Origin of the sequence: Streptomyces sp. DSM 41931, assembly GCF_050271085.1 — a bacterium.
In the GTDB taxonomy this organism is placed as follows: Bacteria; Actinomycetota; Actinomycetes; order Streptomycetales; family Streptomycetaceae; genus Streptomyces; species Streptomyces albogriseolus.
Map to the genome: position 1 here is coordinate 1,729,252 of NZ_CP189902.1, position 19,619 is coordinate 1,748,870.

General features: G+C 75.0%; 17 protein-coding genes and 1 riboswitch. Of the genes, 9 read left to right on the top strand and 8 right to left on the bottom strand.

What is annotated here, in order from left to right:
• Positions 1-90: 90 nt before the first annotated feature.
• From ACP7TJ_RS08185 to ACP7TJ_RS08195, 3 genes are read left to right on the top strand one after another with little or no spacing between them, the layout of a single operon-like run.
• Positions 91-1,158, top strand: a complete 1,068-nt coding sequence (locus tag ACP7TJ_RS08185; protein WP_033272992.1) for an AAA family ATPase — start codon at positions 91-93, stop codon at positions 1,156-1,158.
• Positions 1,158-2,522 carry a DUF58 domain-containing protein gene (locus tag ACP7TJ_RS08190; protein ID WP_093767995.1) on the top strand — a complete coding sequence of 455 codons (1,365 nt, stop codon included), beginning with the start codon at positions 1,158-1,160 and terminating at the stop codon, positions 2,520-2,522. Before ACP7TJ_RS08185 ends, ACP7TJ_RS08190 begins: the two co-directional genes overlap by 1 nt.
• Positions 2,519-4,906 carry a transglutaminase TgpA family protein gene (locus ACP7TJ_RS08195; protein WP_367560523.1) on the top strand — a complete coding sequence of 796 codons (2,388 nt, stop codon included), beginning with the start codon at positions 2,519-2,521 and terminating at the stop codon, positions 4,904-4,906. Before ACP7TJ_RS08190 ends, ACP7TJ_RS08195 begins: the two co-directional genes overlap by 4 nt.
• Before the next feature lie 164 nt (positions 4,907-5,070).
• On the opposite strand, the gene ACP7TJ_RS08200 is transcribed toward ACP7TJ_RS08195, so the two are convergent.
• The 3 genes from ACP7TJ_RS08200 to ACP7TJ_RS08210 form a co-directional block, all read right to left on the bottom strand.
• Positions 5,071-5,478: a DUF3040 domain-containing protein gene (locus ACP7TJ_RS08200; protein WP_093768029.1), complete on the bottom strand. Its 408-nt coding sequence runs from the start codon at positions 5,476-5,478 to the stop codon at positions 5,071-5,073.
• Between the two features lie 287 nt (positions 5,479-5,765).
• Entirely contained in the window at positions 5,766-6,536 is a 771-nt protein-coding gene (locus ACP7TJ_RS08205; protein ID WP_167742817.1) for a methyltransferase, read from the bottom strand.
• A gap of 113 nt (positions 6,537-6,649) precedes the next feature.
• Positions 6,650-7,216, bottom strand: a complete 567-nt coding sequence (locus ACP7TJ_RS08210) for an SAV_6107 family HEPN domain-containing protein (protein ID WP_093767993.1) — start codon at positions 7,214-7,216, stop codon at positions 6,650-6,652.
• Positions 7,217-7,394: 178 nt separating this feature from the next.
• On the opposite strand from ACP7TJ_RS08210, the gene ACP7TJ_RS08215 reads away from it, so the two are divergent.
• The 4 genes from ACP7TJ_RS08215 to ACP7TJ_RS08230 all read left to right on the top strand — a co-directional run bounded on the left by ACP7TJ_RS08215 (position 7,395) and on the right by ACP7TJ_RS08230 (position 13,026).
• Positions 7,395-8,378 (top strand): ATP-binding cassette domain-containing protein, encoded by a 984-nt coding sequence (locus ACP7TJ_RS08215; protein ID WP_370163422.1) that lies wholly within the window; start codon positions 7,395-7,397, stop codon positions 8,376-8,378.
• Complete coding sequence (locus ACP7TJ_RS08220; RefSeq protein WP_427762633.1) at positions 8,350-10,434, top strand: YhgE/Pip family protein; 2,085 nt, start codon at positions 8,350-8,352, stop codon at positions 10,432-10,434. The genes ACP7TJ_RS08215 and ACP7TJ_RS08220 overlap by 29 nt, the downstream gene beginning before the upstream one ends.
• A 35-nt stretch (positions 10,435-10,469) precedes the next feature.
• On the top strand, positions 10,470-11,099 hold the full coding sequence (locus tag ACP7TJ_RS08225) for a TetR/AcrR family transcriptional regulator (RefSeq protein ID WP_093767990.1): 630 nt from the start codon (positions 10,470-10,472) through the stop codon (positions 11,097-11,099).
• Between the two features lie 442 nt (positions 11,100-11,541).
• Complete coding sequence (locus ACP7TJ_RS08230; protein ID WP_367463551.1) at positions 11,542-13,026, top strand: phytoene desaturase family protein; 1,485 nt, start codon at positions 11,542-11,544, stop codon at positions 13,024-13,026.
• Positions 13,027-13,071: 45 nt separating this feature from the next.
• Here ACP7TJ_RS08230 and ACP7TJ_RS08235 read toward each other — a convergent pair whose 3' ends face one another.
• The 5 genes from ACP7TJ_RS08235 to ACP7TJ_RS08255 form a co-directional block, all read right to left on the bottom strand.
• A complete protein-coding gene (locus ACP7TJ_RS08235) occupies positions 13,072-14,010 on the bottom strand; it encodes a hypothetical protein (RefSeq protein ID WP_266545567.1) in 939 nt (312 codons plus the stop codon).
• A 56-nt stretch (positions 14,011-14,066) separates the two neighbouring features.
• Positions 14,067-14,990, bottom strand: a complete 924-nt coding sequence (metF, locus tag ACP7TJ_RS08240; RefSeq protein ID WP_093767987.1) for a methylenetetrahydrofolate reductase [NAD(P)H] — start codon at positions 14,988-14,990, stop codon at positions 14,067-14,069.
• Between the two features lie 118 nt (positions 14,991-15,108).
• On the bottom strand, positions 15,109-15,768 hold the full coding sequence (gene thiE, locus ACP7TJ_RS08245; RefSeq protein ID WP_167742822.1) for a thiamine phosphate synthase: 660 nt from the start codon (positions 15,766-15,768) through the stop codon (positions 15,109-15,111).
• A gap of 569 nt (positions 15,769-16,337) precedes the next feature.
• Positions 16,338-16,703, bottom strand: a complete 366-nt coding sequence (locus tag ACP7TJ_RS08250; RefSeq protein ID WP_033272981.1) for an Rv2175c family DNA-binding protein — start codon at positions 16,701-16,703, stop codon at positions 16,338-16,340.
• Between the two features lie 91 nt (positions 16,704-16,794).
• Positions 16,795-18,030: an NAD(P)/FAD-dependent oxidoreductase gene (locus ACP7TJ_RS08255; RefSeq protein WP_427762637.1), complete on the bottom strand. Its 1,236-nt coding sequence runs from the start codon at positions 18,028-18,030 to the stop codon at positions 16,795-16,797.
• 95 nt (positions 18,031-18,125) lie between these two features.
• A riboswitch (TPP riboswitch) is annotated at positions 18,126-18,237 on the top strand.
• Between ACP7TJ_RS08255 and thiO the strand changes: the two genes are divergently transcribed.
• On the top strand, positions 18,235-19,401 hold the full coding sequence (gene thiO / locus ACP7TJ_RS08260) for a glycine oxidase ThiO (protein WP_093767984.1): 1,167 nt from the start codon (positions 18,235-18,237) through the stop codon (positions 19,399-19,401). It overlaps the preceding riboswitch by 3 nt.
• Complete coding sequence (thiS, locus tag ACP7TJ_RS08265) at positions 19,398-19,619, top strand: sulfur carrier protein ThiS (RefSeq protein ID WP_093767983.1); 222 nt, start codon at positions 19,398-19,400, stop codon at positions 19,617-19,619. The genes thiO and thiS overlap by 4 nt, the downstream gene beginning before the upstream one ends.

The following is a 19,619-nucleotide window of genomic DNA, read 5'->3' on the forward strand; positions in this document are numbered from 1 at the left end:
TGGGCCGGTCCGCTGGGCAAGGGATCGGCCGGGACATGTGGGGAACCCCCCGCTTCATTGCGGAGCGCGGGAAAGGCCGAGGAGGGCCGGGTGACGACCTATGACGATCGTGCGAGCCATGGGGGCGCCCCCGACCGGGCATACGGGGCGGTCGGGGAGGACCTGACCGCCGTCGTGGAGCGCGTGCGCGGTTCGGTGGAAGGCGTGATCGAGGGGAAGCCCGAGGTCGTCCGGCTCTCGCTGACCGTGCTGCTCGCCGAGGGACATCTGCTCATCGAGGACGTCCCGGGCGTCGGCAAGACGATGCTGGCGAAGGCACTGGCGCGGTCGATCGACTGCTCGGTGCGGCGCATCCAGTTCACACCGGACCTGCTGCCCTCGGACATCACCGGCGTGTCCATCTGGGACCAGCAGCGCCGTGACTTCGAGTTCAAGCCGGGCGCCATCTTCGCCCAGATCGTGATTGGCGACGAGATCAACCGCGCCTCGCCGAAGACCCAGTCGGCGCTGCTGGAGTCGATGGAGGAGCGCCAGGTCACCATCGACGGCAAGACCTACGAACTGCCCAGCCCCTTCATGGTGGTGGCGACGCAGAACCCGGTCGAGATGGAGGGCACCTACCCGCTGCCCGAGGCCCAGCGCGACCGCTTCATGGCCCGCGTCTCGGTCGGCTACCCGAGCGCGGAGGCCGAGCTCCAGATGCTCGACGTGCACGGCGGCGTCTCCCCGCTGGAGGACCTCCAGCCGGTGGCGCACGCGCACGACATCGTGAAGCTCATCGAGGCGGTGCGCGGCGTGTACGTGGCCGAGCCGATCCGCCGGTACGCGGTCGACCTGGTCGCCGCCACCCGCACGCACCCCGACCTGAGACTCGGCGCGTCGCCGCGTGCGACGCTGCATCTGCTGCGGGCCACGAAGGCGGCGGCGGCCCTGGCGGGCCGTGACTACGCGCTGCCGGACGACGTGCAGGCGCTCGCCGTCGCCGTGCTCGCCCACCGTCTGCTGCCCACCGCTCAGGCCCAGCTCAACCGCCGCACCGCCGAGCAGGTGGTGCAGGAGATCCTGCAGCGCACCACGGTGCCCGCGGCGGCCGGCCAGCCCGCCGGGTTCGGCCTGGGCCGCGGAGGCTACGGCCAGCAGCCGCCCCGGAGGCTGTGATGAGCACCGCCGGCGCGGTCCACGCCGACGACGACCGGGGCGACCGGAGCGGGCTGAGGACCGCCCTGGCGGGGCTCACCACCCGGGGGCGCTCCTTCCTGGCGGCCGGGATCGCGGCCGCGATCTGCGCGTACGTGCTCGGGCAGAGCGACCTGCTGCGGGTCGGCCTGCTGCTGGCGGTGCTGCCGCTGGTGTGCGCGGCCGTGCTCTACCGCACCCGCTACCGGGTCGCGGGCAGCCGCCGGCTCTCCCCCGGCCGGGTGCCCGCGGGCACCGAGGCGCGCGTCCACCTGCGCATGGACAACGTCTCCCGGATGCCCACGGGCCTGCTGATGCTCCAGGACCGGGTGCCCTACGTGCTCGGCCCGCGCCCGCGGTTCGTGCTGGACCGGATGGAGGCGGGCGGGCGCCGTGAGGTCTCCTACCGGGTCCGCTCCGACCTGCGCGGCCGCTACCCGCTGGGCCCGCTCCAGCTGCGGCTGTCCGACCCGTTCGGGATGTGCGAGCTGAACCGCTCGTTCTCCTCCTACGACACGCTGACGGTGACGCCCCGGGTGGAGGCGCTGCCGCCGGTGCGGCTGAGCGGCGAGTCCAAGGGATACGGCGACGGGGTCCAGCGCTCGCTGGCGCTGGCCGGCGAGGACGACGTGATTCCCCGCGGCTACCGCTACGGCGACGACCTGCGCCGCGTCCACTGGCGCTCCACCGCCCGCTACGGCGAGCTGATGGTGCGCCGCGAGGAGCAGCCGCAGCGCGCCCGCTGCACGGTGCTGCTGGACACCCGCGCCATCGCCTACGAGGGCGCCGGGCCGGACTCGGCGTTCGAGTGGGCGGTGTCGGGCGCGGCCTCGGTGCTGGTGCACATGCTGGAGCGGGGCTTCTCGGTGCGGCTGCTGACGGACACCGGCGACTCGGTGCCGGGAGAGGGCGCCGACGGCTTCTCGGGCGTGCACCAGGAGTCGGCGGACGCGGCCGGGCTGATGATGGACACGCTGGCCGTGGTGGACCACTCCGACGAGGAGGGCCTGTCCCGCGCCTACGACGTGCTGCGGTCCGGCGGCGAGGGACTGCTGGTGGCGTTCCTCGGCGACCTGGACGACGAGCAGACCGCGGTGCTGGCGCGGATGCGGCAGCGCAGCGGCGGCGCCGTCGCGTTCCTGCTGGACAGCGACGACTGGCTGCGGGAGCCTTCCGACCCGCCCGGCCCCGAGGAGCGGCAGGGCGAGGAGCATCTGCGGATGCTGCGCGAGTCGGGCTGGACGGCCGTGGCGGTGGAGCGGGGCGCCTCGCTGGAGCAGCTGTGGCGGCAGGCGGACCGTGAGCGCTCGGGCCTGGTGGCGGCGAGCGGTGGGGAGGGACCGTGATCAGCTCACTGGCCAGGCTCACGGTGCGCGCGTGGGCGGCCACCCTGCTGGCGGCCTGCGCCCTGCTGCCGCTGGTGGAGTCGACCCTCTGGATGCTCCAGGCGGCGCTGCTGCTGGGCGTGCAGGCGGGCGTGGGCGCGGCGGCGCGGCGGGTGCCGCTGGCGCGGCCGCTGACGGTGGCGGCGCAGGTCGTCGTCACGCTGGTGCTGCTCACGCTGATGTTCGCGCGGGAGCACGCCGTCGCCGGGCTGATACCCGGCCCGGACGCGCTGCGTTTCTTCGGGCAGCTGCTGGAGCAGGGCGGCCAGGACGTCAACCGGTACGCGATACCGGCGCCGCTGAGCGACGGCATCCGGCTGATGCTGGTCGGCGGGGTGCTGGTCATCGGCCTGCTGGTGGACATGCTCGCGGTGACCTTCCGCAGCGCGGCCCCGGCCGGGCTGCCGCTGCTGGCCCTGTACTCGGTGGCGGCGGGCCTGACGGACAACGGCATCGAGTGGCTGTGGTTCCTGCTGGCCGCGGTCGGCTATCTGATGCTGCTGCTCGCCGAGGGCCGGGACCGGCTCTCGCAGTGGGGCCGGGTGTTCGCCGGTCCGCCACGCGGCCGGAGCAGGGAGACGCCCGGGGCGCCGGCGCCGGCGCGGTTCGGGCACCGGATCGGGGTGGTGGCGCTGGGCATCGCCCTGGTGGCGCCGCTGGCGCTGCCCGCGATGGACGGCGGCCTGCTGGACCCGAACGGCCGGGGGGTGGGCGCGGGGGTCGGCGGGGGCGGCACCATCTCCGCGGTGAACCCGCTGGTGTCGCTGCGCGACTCGCTGAACAACGACGACGACCGCGCGGTGTTCTCGGTGCGCACCGAGATGGAGAACACCTCGGACCTGTACCTGCGCATCGTGTCCCTGGACGACTTCGACGGCACCACGTGGAAGCCGTCGAAGCGGGCGATCACCCAGGTGCCCGAGGGCTTCCCGGCCCCGCCGGGGCTCGGCCCCGACGTGGAGTTCACGGAGGTCGGCACGTCGGTCTCGGTCGCGAAGTGGTACGGCCAGACGTGGCTGCCGATGCCGTACCCGCCGAGCCGGGTGAGCGTGGGGGGCGACTGGCGCTACGAGCCCGTCGGCATGACGCTGGTCGGTGACCACGGGCAGAACACGCGCGGTCTGACGTACGAGGTGCGCAGCCTGGACGTGCGGCCCACGGCGGAGCAGCTGGCCAAGGCCCCGGAGCCGCCGGCCGACGTGCTGCGCGAGTACACCGAGCTGCCCGACTCGCTGCCCTCCCTGGTCCACGAGACCGCCCGTGCCGTGACCGACGGCGCGAAGAGCGACTACGACCGCGCGGTCATGCTGCAGGACTGGTTCACGCTGAGCGGCGACTTCCAGTACGACACCCAGGTCGACGTCGGCAGCGGCTCGCAGGCGATCGCCCGCTTCCTGAAGGACAAGCGGGGCTTCTGCGTGCACTACTCCTTCGCGATGGCGTCCATGGCGCGGTCGCTGGGCATCCCGGCGCGGATCGCGGTGGGCTTCGCGCCCGGCACCCCGCAGGCCGACGGCACGATCTCGGTCGCGATGCGGGACGCGCACGCCTGGCCCGAGCTGTACTTCGAGGGCGTGGGCTGGACGCGGTTCGAGCCGACCCCGACCCGGGGCTCCACGCCGGACTACACCGTGCAGGACGTCGAGGACAACGGTCCCGCGGATCCGGCCCGGCCGTCGCAGGCCGCGCCCGCCGATCCGTCGGCGCAGCCGTCGCGGAGCACCGACTGCCGGGCGGACGGCAGCGACCCGGGGTCCTGCGAGAGCGAGTCGCCGCAGGCGGCCCTGGATGCGGGGGGCGACGGCCCGAAGTGGCATGTGGTGCTGCTGTGGGCGCTGGCCGGGCTGCTGGTGTTGGCGCTTCCCCTGTCGCCGTTGCTGTGGCGGACGCGGATGCGGGCGGTGCGGCTGGGTGGTCACGGCCGCGCGGAGGAGGACGTCGCTCCGCGTGTGCTGGCCGCCTGGGAGGAGCTGACGGACACGGCCTGGGACCACGGGATCGTGCCGGACGAGTCGCTGACCCCGCGCGGGGCGGCCGACCGCGTCGTGCGGACGGGCGGGCTCGACGGGGACGCGGCGGCGTCGGTGCGGCGGCTGGCGGGGGCGGTGGAGCAGGTGCTGTACGCGCCGCGGCCGCGGCCGGCGGTGGGGCTGGCGGACGACGTGCGGCGGGCTGCGGCGGCGCTGCGGGACTCGGCGTCCCGGCGGGCCCGTCTGCGGGCGTTGCTCGCGCCGCGGTCGGCCGTGCGGGTGGTGTGGACGGTGTCCGACCGCTGGGCGGCCCTGCGGGACCGTCTCGTCGCCCTCCGCCCGAACTGGCGTCTGCCTACGCGCCAGCGCGGCTGAGGTCTCGTCGCCGGCCGCGGGCCGCCGTGGGCCGTTCGCGCAGTTCCCCGCGCCCCTTCAGGGGCGCGGGGAACTGCGCGAGCAACCACCACGCACCGGCAGGGACGACTCAGGGGTGCCCACCCGCACGGGTGGACACCCCTGAATCGAAGATCGCGGAGGCCTCAGTGGCCGCCGCCCTGCTCGTCGCGCCGTCGCTGCCACCGCTCCTCGATGCGGTTCATCATCGAGCGCCGCGTTCTGCCCTGGCGGCCCGCCCGCGGAGCGGCCCCTGCGGCCCCCGCGGCCTGCTCGCCCGGCTTGGGCGCCTTGCGCCACCCGGTCACCGCGAGTACGGCGCACCCCAGCATCACGAGGAAGCCCACGACACTGAGCCACACCTGCTGGGCGACCATACCGGCCATGAGGAGCGCAATACCTACGAGGAAGCCCGCGACCGCCTGGTAGACCCGTCGCCGGGTGTACGTACGCAGCCCGCTTCCCTCGAGCGCCGTCGCGAACTTGGGATCTTCGGCGTACAGCGCTCGCTCCATTTGCTCGAGCATGCGCTGCTCGTGCTCCGAGAGCGGCACGGAGTCCTCCTCATCGTGCAGTCGCCGGGGCGACCCGGGGGGTCCCTTCAGGATAGGCAGGGAATCGCCCCCGTGAAACCCGCCCCTCTGCGCCAATTGCCGACCGGTGTCCGCCATCACGCACCGGTCCGCTGAGGCTGTCATTCCCCGGCGGCCGACCCGTCATGCCGGGCGGTCTCCCTCGATCATACGGCTCCGAGCCGCCATTCGGGGGGCCTGTGGCACAGTCCATGCGCCCCGGGGCCGCCGGACGCGCCGCTGATCAGCGCCGTGTCACGGACGGCCGCTCACGCCCCGGCGGTCCCGCCCGCCTCGGCGAGCACATGAAGCTGCGTGGCCACGGAGTGGAAGGCGGCGAGCTCGGCCGCGGCGGCCTCCAGCTTCAGCAGCGCCTCCATCGCCCCGGGCTCGGTGTCGACCAGCACCCCGGGGACGAGGTCGGAGAAGACGCGGACGCCGTGCACCGCGCCGACCTCCAGGCCCGCGCCGCGCACCAGCCCGGTCAGCTGGTCGGCGGTGAAGCGACGCGGCACGGGGTCGCCCTCGCCCCATCGGCCGTTCGGGTCGTCGAGGGCCTGCCGGGCCTCCGTGAAGTGGCCGGCGAGGGCGCGGGCCAGCACCGCGCCGCCCAGGCCGGCGGCGAGCAGGCTGAGGACGCCGCCGGGGCGCAGGGCGGCCACCGTGTTGCGCACGCCCTCCGCCGGGTCGTCGACGTACTCCAGGACGCCGTGGCACAGCACGACGTCGTAGCCGGCGCGCTCGGCGACGTCGAAGAGGCCGCGGGCGTCGCCCTGCACACCGTGCACCCGGTCGGCGACGCCCTCCTCGGCGGCGCGGCGCTCGAGGGCGAACAGGGCGTTCGGGCTGGGGTCGACGACGGTCACGCGGTGTCCGAGCCGGGCCAGGGGCACGGCGAAGTTGCCGCTGCCGCCGCCGGTGTCGAGGACGTCCAGGGCCTGCCGTCCGGTGGCCTCGACCCTGCGTTCCAGGGCGTCCTGGAGGACGTCCCAGACAACGGCGGTACGGAGAGCGGCGCGGGGGCGCATCGGGTCCGGCACGGTGGTGACTCCTCGGCGGGGCACCGCCTGGGGTGGGGCGGGGCGATCGGGTTTCAGGCGCTGTCCACCCTATGGCCTGCGCGGCGGCCCGCCGTCACCCGGTGGCCTCCGGGTCAGCCCGCGTCGGGCAGGTCGCCGCGCGGGGCGGTGTCCGGCCCGCCGTCCTGGTCGGGGCGGGGCTGGGGCAGCACCGGCTGGAGCACCAGCATCCGCTCGACCAGGCGCAGGAACATCGCCACGTCCCGGATCAGGTCGTCGGCGTCCCGCACGGTCGCCGCGCCCTGGATGCCCGCCTCGGCCCGGGCACGGCGCCGGGCCCCGGAGGCGAACAGGGCGCTCCACTCGGTGAGTTCGGGCGCGATCTCGGGGAGCACCTCCCACGCGCTTCGTATCTTGGCCCGGGCCCGGGGCGAGGTCTCGGGCCTGCCCCGGGCGGCGAGCACGGCGGCGGCGGTGCGCAGGGCGGCCAGATGGGCCGTCGCGTAGCGCTCGTTGGGGGTGTCGAGGACGGCGGCCTCGTCGAGTCCGGCACGGGCCTGGGCGAGCAGGTCGAGGGCGGCGGGCGGGGCCGCGGAGCGGCGCAGCACGGGGTGGATGTCGCTCGCCGGGCCGTTGTGCAGTGAGGGGGCAGGGCCGGCTGCGCGGCGCCGACGGGCGGCGGCTGCGGACGAGTGGGCCATGACGAACCTCCTGTCGTCTTCGTGACGGCACGCCATGAGGCGAGTGCCGTATGTGCACATCGTGCGGTATGGCACTGACAATCCGTTCTGACCTGCGACGTTGCCTCGTCCGCCCGTTCGAGCTAGCTTTTGCACTGACCAGTCAGTACAAAAACTCTCGCACGTTCCAGGGGGATTCGTGGACGATCCGAGCGGACTCGCCGTCGTGGCCGACGGCCTCGGTCTGAAGGGGCCACGGGGGTGGGCCTTCCGCGACGTGTCGGCCGACGCCGGGCCCGGTGCGCTGATCGCGGTGGCCGGGCCGTCCGGCACCGGCCGCACCTGTCTGCTGCTCGCGCTCACCGGTCGGATGAAGCCGACGGAGGGACGGGCCGTCGTCGGCGGGCTGGAGCTGCCCCGGCGCATGGCCGCCGTACGCCGCCGCAGCGCCCTGGCGCATGTCGCCGGGGTGACCGACCTCGACCCGGCGCTCACCGTGGCCGAGCATCTGCGCGAGCAGGAGCTGCTGCGGCGGCGCTTCGGGGGCGCGCTCCCCCGGCCCCGGCAGCTGCTGCGCCCGCGCGCCGAGCGGCGGCGGGAGCGGCGCCGGCACATCGACGAGGCGCTGGCCACCGCCGGGCTCGACCTGGCCGCCCTGCCCAAGGGCGGGCGGACCGCGGTGCGGGACCTGGAGCGGGTGGAGGCGCTGCGGCTGTCGCTGGCGCTGGCGCTGCTGGGCCGTCCCCGGCTGCTCGGGATCGACGACACCGACCTGAAGCTGTCGGCCGCGGAGCGGGAGGAGGTGTGGGAGCTGCTGCGGTCCGTCACCGGCACGGGAGTCACGGTGCTGGCCGTGTGCAGCGAGCCGCCGTCCGACGCGGTGGTCGTCCGCACGGACGCGGACCGGTCCGGCGGCGCGGAGGCCGACGGGCCCGCCGCCCCCGCCGGCGTCGGACCCGACGACTCCCTCGCCGGTACCGGCACGGAGACCGGCGCCCCGGCAGCGGACCCCGCCCGCACCGACGACGGCCCCGGCGCCACCCCGGACAAGACCGACGGAACCCCCGAGGCCGGGACCGCCGACGAGACCGGGACCGCCGAAGCCGCCGAAGCCGCCGACCAGGCCGACCACGACGAGAAGGAGGCCGACGCCGATGCGATCGCCGCGACTGGCCGCTCTTGAGCTGCGGCGTTTCGGCCGCGGCACCCTCCCGCGCGCGGCGCTCGTCGCCCTGCTGGTGCTGCCCCTGCTCTACGGCGCCCTGTACCTGTGGTCCTTCTGGGACCCGTACGGCCGGCTCGACCGGATCCCCGTGGCCCTCGTGAACGAGGACAAGGGCGCGACCGCGCACGGCGAGCGGATCACGGCCGGCGACGACATCGCCGAGGGCCTGCGCGACAGCTCCGCCTTCGACTGGCGGGAGGTGAGCGAGGAGGAGGCCCGGCGCGGGGTCGAGGACGGCACGTACTACCTGTCGCTGACCGTGCCGGCCGACTTCAGCCGCCGTATCGCCTCCAGTTCGGGCGACTCGCCCGAGACCGGCGCCCTCCGGGTGCGCACCAACGACGCGAACAACTACATCGTCGGGCAGATCTCCCGGACGGTCTTCGGCGAGGTGCGGCGGGCCGCGTCCACCAAGACCTCCCGGTCCTTCCTGGACCGGATCTTCGTCTCCTTCTCCGACCTGCACGGCGAGACGGTGAAGGCAGCACAGGGCGCCGACAAGCTGAACGGGGGCATCGGCGAGGCGGAGAAGGGCTCCAAGGACCTCGCCGGCGGGCTGAAGGACGCCCGCGCGGGCAGCGGCAAGCTGGTCAAGGGGCTCGATGACCTCCACAAGGGCGCTGGCACCCTGGAGGACGGCTCCGGGAAGGTCGCGGACGGCACACGCCGGCTCGCCGAGAAGGTGAACGCGCTGAACGCCGAGGCGGGCCCGTTCCTGAGGAGGAACGAGAAGGCCATCGGGGAGACGGCCCGCTTCGTCGCCGACACGGCGGGAGAGCTGCGGGACGACCTGGACGCGCTGACGGAGAAGGCCCCCGCGGCCGCGAAGGACGCCCGTGAGGCGTCCGGCACCCTGGACACGGTCCACCGCGAGCGCTGCGAGGACGCCGACGAGCCCGACCCGGCCTGCCCGGAGCTGAAGAAGGCCAAGGAGGCGGTGGCGACCGCCTCGTCCGTCGCGGACGACGTCAGCGACCTGGTCACCGGGCACCGCGCGGACCTGAGGAAGCTCGACGGGCACCTCGCCACCCTGGAGAAGCAGGCGCGTGCGCTCGCCGACCGCGCCCCGCACCTCTCCGAGGACCTCGACGACGCCGTCAGCCGCGTCAACAAGCTGAACACGGGTGCCGGCAAGGTCGCCGCGGGAGCGAAGAAGCTCAACAAGGGCCTCGCCACCGCCGAGACGGGCGCCCGGAAGCTGGACAAGGGCATCGGCACGTTGAAGACGGGCGCGGACGACCTGAGCGGCGGCCTCTTCAAGCTGGTCGACGGCTCCGAGGAGCTGGCCGGCGGTCTGCACGAGGGCGCCGAGCGGATCCCCGACTACGACAAGGCCGAGCGCGACGAGCGCACCGAGGTGATGGCCGACCCGGTGCGGCTGGTCTCCCGCGACCTGCACAAGGCGCCCAACTACGGCACCGGCTTCGCCCCGTACTTCATCCCGCTGTCGCTGTGGGTGGGGGCGATGGTGGCGTACATGCTGATCGCGCCGATGAACCGGCGGGCGCTCGCGGCGGGCGCCTCCGCCTGGCGGATTGCGCTGGCGGGCTGGCTGCCGGTGGCGGCGATCGGAGTGCTGCAGACGGTGGCGCTGATGTCCGTGCTGCACTGGGGGCTCGGCCTGCGGATGGCCCGGGCAGCCGGGACGGTGGGCTTCCTGTTCCTGGTGACGGCGTGCTTCGCGGCGCTCGTGCAGTGGCTGAACGCCCGCTTCGGCGCCGCCGGCCGGATCCTCGTCCTGGCGCTGCTGATGCTCCAGCTCACCTCGGCGGGCGGCACGTACCCCGTGCAGACCAGTCCGGACTTCTTCAACGCGCTGCACCCGTTCCTGCCGATGACCCACGTCGTGGAGGCGCTGCGGCGGCTGATCTCGGGCGGCGGGCTCGGGCCCGTGTGGACGGCCTGCGCGGTGCTGGCTGCGTTCACGGCCGGCGCGCTCGCGCTGACGGCGCTGTCGGCCCGCCGCCGGCAGGTCTGGACGCTCGACCGCCTGCATCCGGAGCTGAGCCTGTGAACCGGCCGGCCGGAGCTCCTGTGAGAATCAGGGCCATGGAACGCAGCAGCACCACGCCGGGCGGCAGCGCCCGCCGCGAGGCCACCCGGCAGAAGCTCTACGAGGCGGCCGTCACGCTCATCGCCGAACAGGGGTTCTCCGCCACCACCGTGGACGAGATCGCCGAGCGGGCGGGCGTCGCGAAGGGCACCGTCTACTACAACTTCGCGAGCAAGTCGGTCCTCTTCGAGGAGCTGCTGCGGCACGGGGTCGGCCTGCTGACCGCTTCGCTGCGGGAGGCGGCCGAGCGGACGGCCCGGGAGGGCGGGACCAAGGTCGACGCCCTGGACGCCATGATCAGGGCGGGGCTGGTGTTCATCGACCGCTACCCGGCCTTCACCCAGCTGTACGTGGCGGAGCTGTGGCGCACCAACCGGGCCTGGCAGTCCACGCTGATGGTGGTGCGGCAGCAGGCCGTGGCGGTGGTCGAGGGCGTGCTGCGCGAGGGCGTGGCGGCCGGGGAGTTCAGCGAGGAGATCGACGTGCCGCTGACGGCGGCGGCGCTGGTGGGCATGGTGCTGGTGGCGGCGCTGGACTGGAAGTCGTTCCAGCCGGAGCGGTCCCTGGACGACGTGCACGCGGCGCTGTCGCGGCTGCTGCAGGGCCGGGTCAGCGGCCGCGGCTGAAGGGCCCCCAGGCGCCGCGCACGCGAAGGCGCCGGTCCGCCGGTGGCCGCGTCCCCCGCGGGCCACCGGCCGGGCCGGCGCCTCCCTGTTCCCCCGTGATCCCCCGTACGTCCCCCCGTGGAACCCCCGTGACGGTCGTTCCCCCGGGCTCCCCCGTGCCTCGCTCCCGCCGACGGCGCCGGCGGAAGGAGCGGATCGCGGGCCGGTCCCCGTTCCGGCGCCCCGTGTCGCCGGTCCCGTGGCCCGGGCCCCTCTCCGTGGTCTCCACTCTTCCGTTCCGGCTGGTCCGGGCCCATCCGCCGCCGTACTCATCTCGCCGGCTAGGTACCTGTACTCACTCCTGCGCATCCGGGCCCACCACGGCACGCGTCCGCTCGGTCACGCTGCGGGGGCGCGGATACTCGGGGAGGGGCCCTGACCGGCGGCGGATAAAGTCCCTGCCATGGCACGGATTGCGGTGATCGGCGCCGGCGCGGGTGCGCTGGCGGCCGCCGCCCGGCTGGCCGTCGCGGGCCACCGGGTGGCGGTGTACGAGCGGACGGAGACGTACGGCGGTGCGCTGCGCCGCCGGGAGCGGGACGGGTTCGCCTTCGACACGGGCCCGGGGCTGCTGCCGCTGCCCGCCGTCTACCGGGACCTGTTCGTGAAGACGGGGCGGGAGCCGCTGGAGGAGTGCGTCGAGCTGGTGCAGGCCGATCCGTCGTCGCACCACGTCTTCGCGGACGGCACCCGGGTGTCCCTGCCGAACGCCTCCCGCGCGGGCGTGGTCTCCGCGGTGGAGGAGGCGCTGGGCGCGGACGCGGCGCGGCGCTGGGGCGACTTCCTGGTGCGGGCCCGTGAGGCCTGGGACCGGGCGCGCCGCCCGCTGCTGGAGGAGCCGCTGTGGCCCAACTGGGAGGTGCTGGCCGAGCGCGAGCCCTACCCGGCGGTCCCGCACCGGCGGCTGCTGCGGCTGCGCAAGGCGGCCACGCTGGCGGAGGTCGGTGCGTGGGAGCTGCGCGATCCGCGGCTGCGGGCGCTGCTGGAGAGCCATGCCCTGGCGTTCGGCCTGGATCCGCGGACCACCCCGGCGAGCGCGGCGGTGCTGCCGTACATGGAGCACGCCTTCGGCACCTGGTACGTGCGCGGCGGGCTGCGGGAGCTGGCGCGGGCGATGTACGAGCGGTGCCTGGCCCGCCGGGTGGAGTTCCACTTCGGCGCGGAGGTCACCGCGGTGCGGGAGAAGGACGGCCGGGCGGCGGGGGTGGAACTCGCCGACGGCACGGCGGCGGAGGCGGACCTGGTGGTCGCGGGGGTCGGCCCCGGCGTGCTGGAGCGGATGTGCGGCACACGGCTGCGCGCGGAGGGCGAGGTGCCCGCCCGGAGGGAGGGGGCGAGCCGGACCACGGTGCTGCTGGCGCTGCGCGGCGCCCGCCCGGAGGGCACCCCGCACCGGACGGTGGTGCACACCCGGGACCGTGAGGCGGAGCTGGACGCGCTGGCCGGCGGCCGGCTGCCCGCCGAGCCGACGGTGACGGTGCTGCGGCCGGACGACCCGGCGCTGGTCCCGGACCCGGGGCACGAGGCGGTCACGGTGACGGCGGTGACGCCCGCAGGGGCGGACGGCGTCGGGGAGTACGCGGAGCGGATGGTGACGGCCGCCGCGCGGACGGTGCCGGATCTGCGGGACCGGCTGCTGTGGCACGAGGTGCGCACGCCCGAGGACGTCGCGCGGGAGACGGGCGCGGAGGGCGGCGCGGTGCCGGCGCCTGCGCTCGCCGCCGCGGACGGCCGGTTCCTGCACGCGTCCAACAGCACGCGGCTGCCGGGGCTGTTCACCGTCGGCGGCTGGTCGCACCCCGGCGGCGGGCTGCCGCACGCCGGGATGTCGGGGGCGCTGGTCGCCGGACTCGTCGTCGAGGGGCCGGACTTCCGCGGCTCGCAGTGAACGCGGGCCGCGGCGCGGGCGGTTGAGGGAGAAGCGCGGCCGCTCTCAGAAGCGGTACTGCTCGTCGTACCCGTTGCCCTGGGTGCCCTGCTGCCGGCCGTCGTCCTGGTACGGGTACTGCTGCTCCGGCGGGAGTTCGCCGCCGTACGGGTCGTCGGCGCTGCGCTGCTGCGGCACCCACAGGCCGCCGGCCGGGGCCTCGCCGCCGTAGCCGCCCGTCGCGTACGGGTCCGGGGCCGCGTAGCCCTGCTGGGCGTACTGCTGGTCCGTGTAGCCCGTGTCGTACGTGCCGCCGTCGTAGGTGGCGTTGCCGATGTACGGGTCGGAGTACGCGGCGTACTGCTGGCCCGTGTCGTAGCCCTGCTGCTGCCCGTAACCGGAGTAGTCGTAGGCGTAGTTGGGGTCGGCGGTCTGTGCGGTCGCGGCGTACTGGTCCGCGTACTGGTCCTGACCCGCGTAGCCCTGGTCGCCGTAGACGCCGTAGGAGCCGGTGTCGTCGGGCAGGGGCTGCGGCTCGTAGACGGCGGTGGTCTCCGCGGCCGTCTGGCGGTCGGCGGCGGGTGTGAAGACGTCGTCGCGGTCGTAGTCGTCGTCGGCGCCGTAACCGGCCGTCGCGGTGCCGGTGTCGAACGCGTCGGCGCGGTCGCCGGACGCCTCGAGGCCGGTGACCTCCAGCGCCGGCTCCTCGCGTCCGCGTCCCCGTCCGCGGCCCTTGGCGGCGGACAGCAGCGGCGCGTTGACCGCCCAGCCGGCCTGGAAGCCGCGGCGGAACGACAGCGTGACGTAGGTCTGCCCCACGGCGAAGGCCGCGGCGCCCAGTCCGATCACCACCACGGACGGGATCAGCACGCCGAACACGACGCCGAGGAACCCGACGAAGGCGAGCAGCCGCCAGCGCAGGCGCGCCTTGTACTGCAGCAGCACCTCACCCAGCAACCACAGCGCGACGATGCCGAACGCGATGTAGAGGACCGTCCAGCCCATGTACGCCCCTCTCCCAGTGGTCGCTACGCAGTGTGTCGTATGCGCGTGCGACCGGTCTAGGCCTGCGGCGGGTGGTGCAGACCCAGGTTCTCGTAGATTTCCAGCGTCGCCGTGGAGTTGTTGAGCGTGATGAAGTGCAGACCGGGCACTCCTTCGGCCAGCAGCCGCGCACAGAACTCCGTGGCGAAGTCGATACCGATGGAGCGTACCGCCGCCGGATCGTCCTTCGCTGTGAGGATCCGCTCTTTGAGGGCGTCGGGGAACACAGCGTTACTGAGCTTTGGCAACCGTTCCAGCATCTTCACGCTGGTCACAGGCATGACCTCGGGGATCACGGGCGTCTCGCAGCCCGCCGCGTCGACTCGGTCACGCAGCCGCAGGTACGACTCGGGCTGGAAGAACATCTGGGTGATCGCGTAGTCCGCGCCGGCCCGGCACTTGTCCACGAAGTGGGCGACGTCACTGTCCCAGTCCGCGGACCGCGGGTGCATCTCGGGGAAGGCGGCGACGCCCACGCAGAAGTCGCCCGACTCCTTGATGAGACGCACCAGTTCGGCCGCGTAGGTGAGGCCCTGGGGGTGCGGCACCCAGGCGCCCATCGGGTCGCCGGGCGGGTCGCCGCGCACGGCCAGCATGTTGCGGATCCCGGCGTCGGCGTACTGGCCGATGATGTTGCGCAGTTCGGCGACGGAGTGCTCCACCGCCGTGAGGTGCGCGACCGGGGTGAGGGTGGTGTCGGCGGCGATCTGCTCGGTCGCCTTCACCGTGCCGGCCCGGGTGGAGCCGCCCGCGCCGTAGGTCACGGAGACGAAGCTGGGCGCGACGGCCTCGATCCTGCGGAGCGCGTTCCAGAGGTTCCGCTCGCCCTTCTCCGTCTTGGGGGCCCAGAACTCGAACGAGTACGTCGTCTTCCCGCCGGCGAGCATGTCGCGCACGGTGCGTGCGCGGTCCGTCCTGGTGGATGCGGTTCCGAGGGCCATACGGGCAGCGTAGCCACGGGTAGGCGGCCCCCCAACCAGAAGCGGGATATTTGTCCGATTTGCCGACTTGGTGTCCACAGTGTGGACAAACTTGAGACGCCGGGCCGCCGCGGCGCGGTCAGCCGGCCTCCGCGGCCTCCCGCACGCGACGGGCCAGCTCGGCGGCCGCGGCGCCCGGGTCGTCCGCCTCGGTGAGGGCCCGGACCACGACCACCCGGCGGGCGCCCGCGTCCAGCACCTGGTCGAGGTTGGCCAGGTCGATGCCGCCGATCGCGAACCAGGGGCGGCCGGTGCCGAGCCCGGCGGTGTACCGGACGAGGTCCAGGCCGGGTGCGGGGCGGCCGGGCTTGGTGGGGGTGGGCCAGCAGGGGCCGGTGCAGAAGTAGTCCACGCCGGGCTGGACGGCGGCCGCGGCGGCCTCGGCCTCGGCGTGGGTGGAACGGCCGATCAGGATGGAGTCGCCGAGGATCGCGCGGGCGGCGGGCACGGGCAGATCGCCCTGGCCGAGGTGAAGGACGTCGGCGCGGGCCGCGTGGGCGACGTCGGCGCGGTCGTTGACCGCGAGCAGCTTGCCGTGCCGGGCGCAGGCGTCGGCCAGGACCGCCAGGTGCTCCAGCTCCTCGGCGGCCTCCATGCCCTTGTCCCGCAACTGCACGACGTCGACCCCGCCGGCCAGCACGGCGTCCAGGAACTCCGGCAGGTCGCCCTGCCGCTTGCGCGCGTCGGTGCAGAGGTAGACACGGGCGTCGGCGAGCCGGTCACGCGGGCTGTCGGTCATGGGGTCCCCCCGGAATCGTCTCGTCGGCACGGGCCCGGCAGGCCCGCGAGGTGCGGATCGGCGCCCCGGCCCACCACGGACCGGCCCGCCCGCCGGAACCCTATGCGGTACGAGACGTCCCTCGGTCCCCGGGAGCACACCCGCGGGACCCGCCCCGGTCCGGCGTCCACTCACCCGCGCGAGGTGGGGGGGAAGGAACGCGGTACCGCATGGCGCTCCTCGGAGCGCGACGCGTCGACGCGGCACGTCCCGGATCGGCGTGTGGGGAGTTCGGCGCGCGTGCACCCCGGCGGGCGGGCGCCGCGCGAGAGGTGCGGGCAGGCGTCGGGCGCGGGCGTCGGGCGCAGCGAGGCCGCGGCCTGGCAGCCCCCGGCTCAAGGAACGGCGACTGCGCCGGCGCCCGCCTGGCGCCGGGCCGCACGAGACCCCCGCAGGCCTCGGCCGCAAGGGTCGGGGGCCGGTCCGTGCGCCGTCAGGCGGCCGGCGCCGCGTCCCGGCGTGGGCCGGGTCGGCCCGGGGCCGGGGCGCGTGCCCCGGCCGGGGGCGTTGTTCGGACAGGGTGGGCGCGGTCAGACCGCGAGGGCCTGGGCCCGGCGCTTCACCTCCGTGCCGCGGTTCTCCGCGAGGGCCTGCGCGGGCGTGCCCGGCAGGCTGGGGTCGGGGGTGAAGAGCCACTCCAGCATCTCTTCGACCGTGAAGCCGTCGTCCCGCAGGAGCGTCAGGGTCCCGGTCAGGCCCTTGACGACCTTGTCCCCGTCGATGAAGGCGGCGGGGACGTGCAGCGCGCGGTTCTCACCCCGGCGCACGGCGATGAGCTGGCCCTCCTTGACCAGCTGCCGGACGCGCGTCACCTCGACGCCGAACTTCTCGGCGATGTCGGGGAGGGTGAGCCAGGCGGGGACGAGAGCATCGATCTTTGCGTCAATCTCGGTCACGGGACAAGCCTGCCACCTGCCACCGACAGTCGGAAGTCAGCCCCGTCCCACCGGGCGGGCGCGTCGCCCGGGGACCCCGCCGACGGGGGCGTCAGGCCGTCGCCGACTTCAGCGGCCGCGCCGGGTCCGCCACCCGCTCCGGGTCCATCGCGGCGCCCGACTCGATCAGCCGCCGCCCCTGCGCCAGATCCCGGGGCCGCCCCACCGCGAGCAGCGCGACCAGCCGGCCGCCGCTCAGCCAGCAGACGCTCCACGCCGGGCCGGCCGGGTCCCCGCGCCACACCGTGCGGTCCGCGCCCGCGTGGTGTCCGGCGCACTGCACGAACCGCCCGAACTGCTCGGACCAGAAGTACGGCACCGGGTCGTACACCTCGCGGCCCTCCGCCCCGCCGACGATGTTCGCGGCGACCGTGCGCGGCCCCTGGAGGGCGTTGTCCCAGTGGTGGACGAGGAGGCGCTCGCCGTAGCGGGCGGACGGGAAGGAGGCGCAGTCGCCGACGGCGTACACGTCGGGCAGGGAGGTCGCCAGGTGCGCGTCGGCGGCGACCTCGCCGTGCGTGCCGAGGACGATCCCGGACCCGGCCAGCCAGGCCGTGGCGGGGCGGGCGCCGATGCCGACGACGACCGCGCCGGCGGGCAGCCGGGCTCCGTCGTCGAGGAGCACGGCGCCGGGCTCGACGCGCGCCACGCGCGCGTGGGTGCGCAGCGTGACACCGGCCTCCGCGTACCAGGCGGTCATCGGGTCGGCCACCTCGGCGGGCAGCACGCCCGCCAGCGGCCGTTCCTCGGCCTCCACGACGGTGACCGCGCAGCCCGCCTCACGCGCGGCCGTGGCGAACTCCGCGCCGATCCAGCCCGCGCCCACGACCACGATGTCGTGCCGCTCGGCGAGCACCGGCCGCAGCCGTTCGGCGTCGTCCAGGGTGCGCAGCAGGTGCACGCCGGGCACGCCCTCCGCGCCGGGCAGCCGCAGCGGTTCCGCGCCGGTCGCGACCACCAGCACGTCGTACGGGACGGGCCCGGCCTCCGTGTCCAGCTCGTGGTCGCCGGGGCGCAGGCCGGTCACCTCGCAGCCCAGCCGCAGCTCGACCCCGAGCTCCTCGAAGTCCACGTCGAAGGCGGAGCTCTCGGCGGTGCCCAGCAGCACCGCCTTGGACAACGGCGGCCGGTCGTACGGCTGGTGGGGCTCCGCCCCGATCAGCGTCACCTCTCCGGTGAAGCCCCGCTCCCGCAGCGCCGCCGCGGTCTGCACGCCCGCCATGCCCGCGCCGGCCACGACGACCCGGCGCGGCGCGGCCCCTCCCCGTTCCTGCGTCTGCTCGCTCACCCGCTCACCATAGACACCCGTGCCCGCCGCGCCGGACCGCTGCCGCGCGGGGTCCCTTACGGGTGCGGCGCGGCGCGGGCTAGGGTGGCCCGCGTACACGCACTCGCGGGAGCCCGGACGCACCGGGCTGAGAGGGAGGCTGGCGGCCTCCGACCGTACGAACCTGATCCGGGTCATGCCGGCGAAGGGAGGGGCTGGACGCCCATGTCGCCCACGCGTACCGCAGACGTCCTCGTCGTCGGGGGCGGGATCATCGGTCTGGTCACGGCCTGGCGGGCCGCGCAGGCCGGGCTCGCCACGGCCGTCGTGGACCCCGAGCCGGGCGGCGGCGCCGCCCGGGTGGCGGCCGGGATGCTGGCCGCCGTCACCGAGCTGCACCACGGCGAGCAGACCCTGCTCGGCCTCAACCTGGCCTCGGCGCGCCGTTACCCCGACTTCGCCGCCGAGCTGGCCGAGTGCACCGGCCAGGACCTCGGCTACCGCCGCTGCGGCACCCTCGCCGTGGCGCTGGACGCCGACGACCGTGCCCATCTGCGCGAGCTGCACGCCCTGCACCAGCGCTCCGGCCTGGACTCGCAGTGGCTGACCGGACGGGAGTGCCGGCGCCTGGAGCCGATGCTCGCGCCGGGCGTGCGCGGCGGGCTGCGGGTGGACGGCGACCACCAGATCGACCCGCGCCGGCTGGCGTCCGCGCTGCTGACCGCCTGCGGGCGGGCCGGTGTCACGGTGCACCGCGCCTGGGCCGAGCGGCTCGTCGTCACCGGCGACCGCGCGACCGGCGTGGTCACGGCGGACGGCGGCGAGCTGGGCGCGGCGCAGGTGGTGCTGGCCGGGGGCAGCTGGAGCGGGCGGCTGGCGGGCGTCCCCCCTCAGGTGCTGCCTCCGGTGCGGCCGGTGAAGGGGCAGGTGCTGCGGCTGACCATGCCGGACCGCCCCGAGCCGTTCCTGAGCCGCACGGTGCGGGCGGTGGTGCGCGGCAGCCACGTCTACCTGGTGCCGCGCGAGAGCGGCGAGCTGGTGATCGGCGCGACCAGCGAGGAGATGGGCTGGGACACCACGGTCACCGCGGGCGGCGTCTACGAGCTGCTGCGCGACGCCCACGAGCTGGTGCCGGGCCTCACCGAGCTGCCGCTCACCGAGACGACCGCCGGACTGCGCCCCGGCTCCCCCGACAACGCGCCGCTGCTCGGCCCGACCGGCCTCGACGGGCTGCTGCTGGCCACCGGACACCACCGCAACGGCGTGCTGCTGACGCCCGTCACCGGCGACGCCATGGCGCGGGTGCTGACCACCGGCGAGCTGCCCGACGAGGCCCTCCCGTTCACCCCCCGGCGCTTCGGCGCCCCCGTCCTGGCGGAGCAGTCCGTATGAACGCCCCGGTCACCACCGTCACCGTCACCGTCAACGGCGAGCCCCGGGAGTTCCCGCCCGGCACGGCTCTCGACCTCGTCGTGAGGTCGCTCACCGCGGCGCCCTCCGGGGTGGCCGCCGCCCTCAACGAAACCGTCGTCCCGCGCGCGCAGTGGCCCGCCACCCCCCTGTCCGAAGGGGACCGGGTGGAGGTCCTCACCGCCGTCCAAGGAGGCTGA

Bases quoted from the DNA above. Each gene is read 5' to 3' on its own strand.
- ACP7TJ_RS08190 (WP_093767995.1), top strand. From the start codon at position 1,158: ATGAGCACCGCCGGCGCGGTCCACGCCGACGACGACCGGGGCGACCGG.
- ACP7TJ_RS08210 (WP_093767993.1), bottom strand. From the start codon at position 7,216: ATGGCCCACTCGTCCGCAGCCGCCGCCCGTCGGCGCCGCGCAGCCGGC.
- ACP7TJ_RS08220 (WP_427762633.1), top strand. From the start codon at position 8,350: ATGCGATCGCCGCGACTGGCCGCTCTTGAGCTGCGGCGTTTCGGCCGC.
- ACP7TJ_RS08225 (WP_093767990.1), top strand. From the start codon at position 10,470: ATGGAACGCAGCAGCACCACGCCGGGCGGCAGCGCCCGCCGCGAGGCC.
- ACP7TJ_RS08230 (WP_367463551.1), top strand. From the start codon at position 11,542: ATGGCACGGATTGCGGTGATCGGCGCCGGCGCGGGTGCGCTGGCGGCC.
- ACP7TJ_RS08235 (WP_266545567.1), bottom strand. From the start codon at position 14,010: ATGGGCTGGACGGTCCTCTACATCGCGTTCGGCATCGTCGCGCTGTGG.
- metF (WP_093767987.1), bottom strand. From the start codon at position 14,990: ATGGCCCTCGGAACCGCATCCACCAGGACGGACCGCGCACGCACCGTG.
- thiE (WP_167742822.1), bottom strand. From the start codon at position 15,768: ATGACCGACAGCCCGCGTGACCGGCTCGCCGACGCCCGTGTCTACCTC.
- thiO (WP_093767984.1), top strand. From the start codon at position 18,235: ATGTCGCCCACGCGTACCGCAGACGTCCTCGTCGTCGGGGGCGGGATC.
- thiS (WP_093767983.1), top strand. From the start codon at position 19,398: ATGAACGCCCCGGTCACCACCGTCACCGTCACCGTCAACGGCGAGCCC.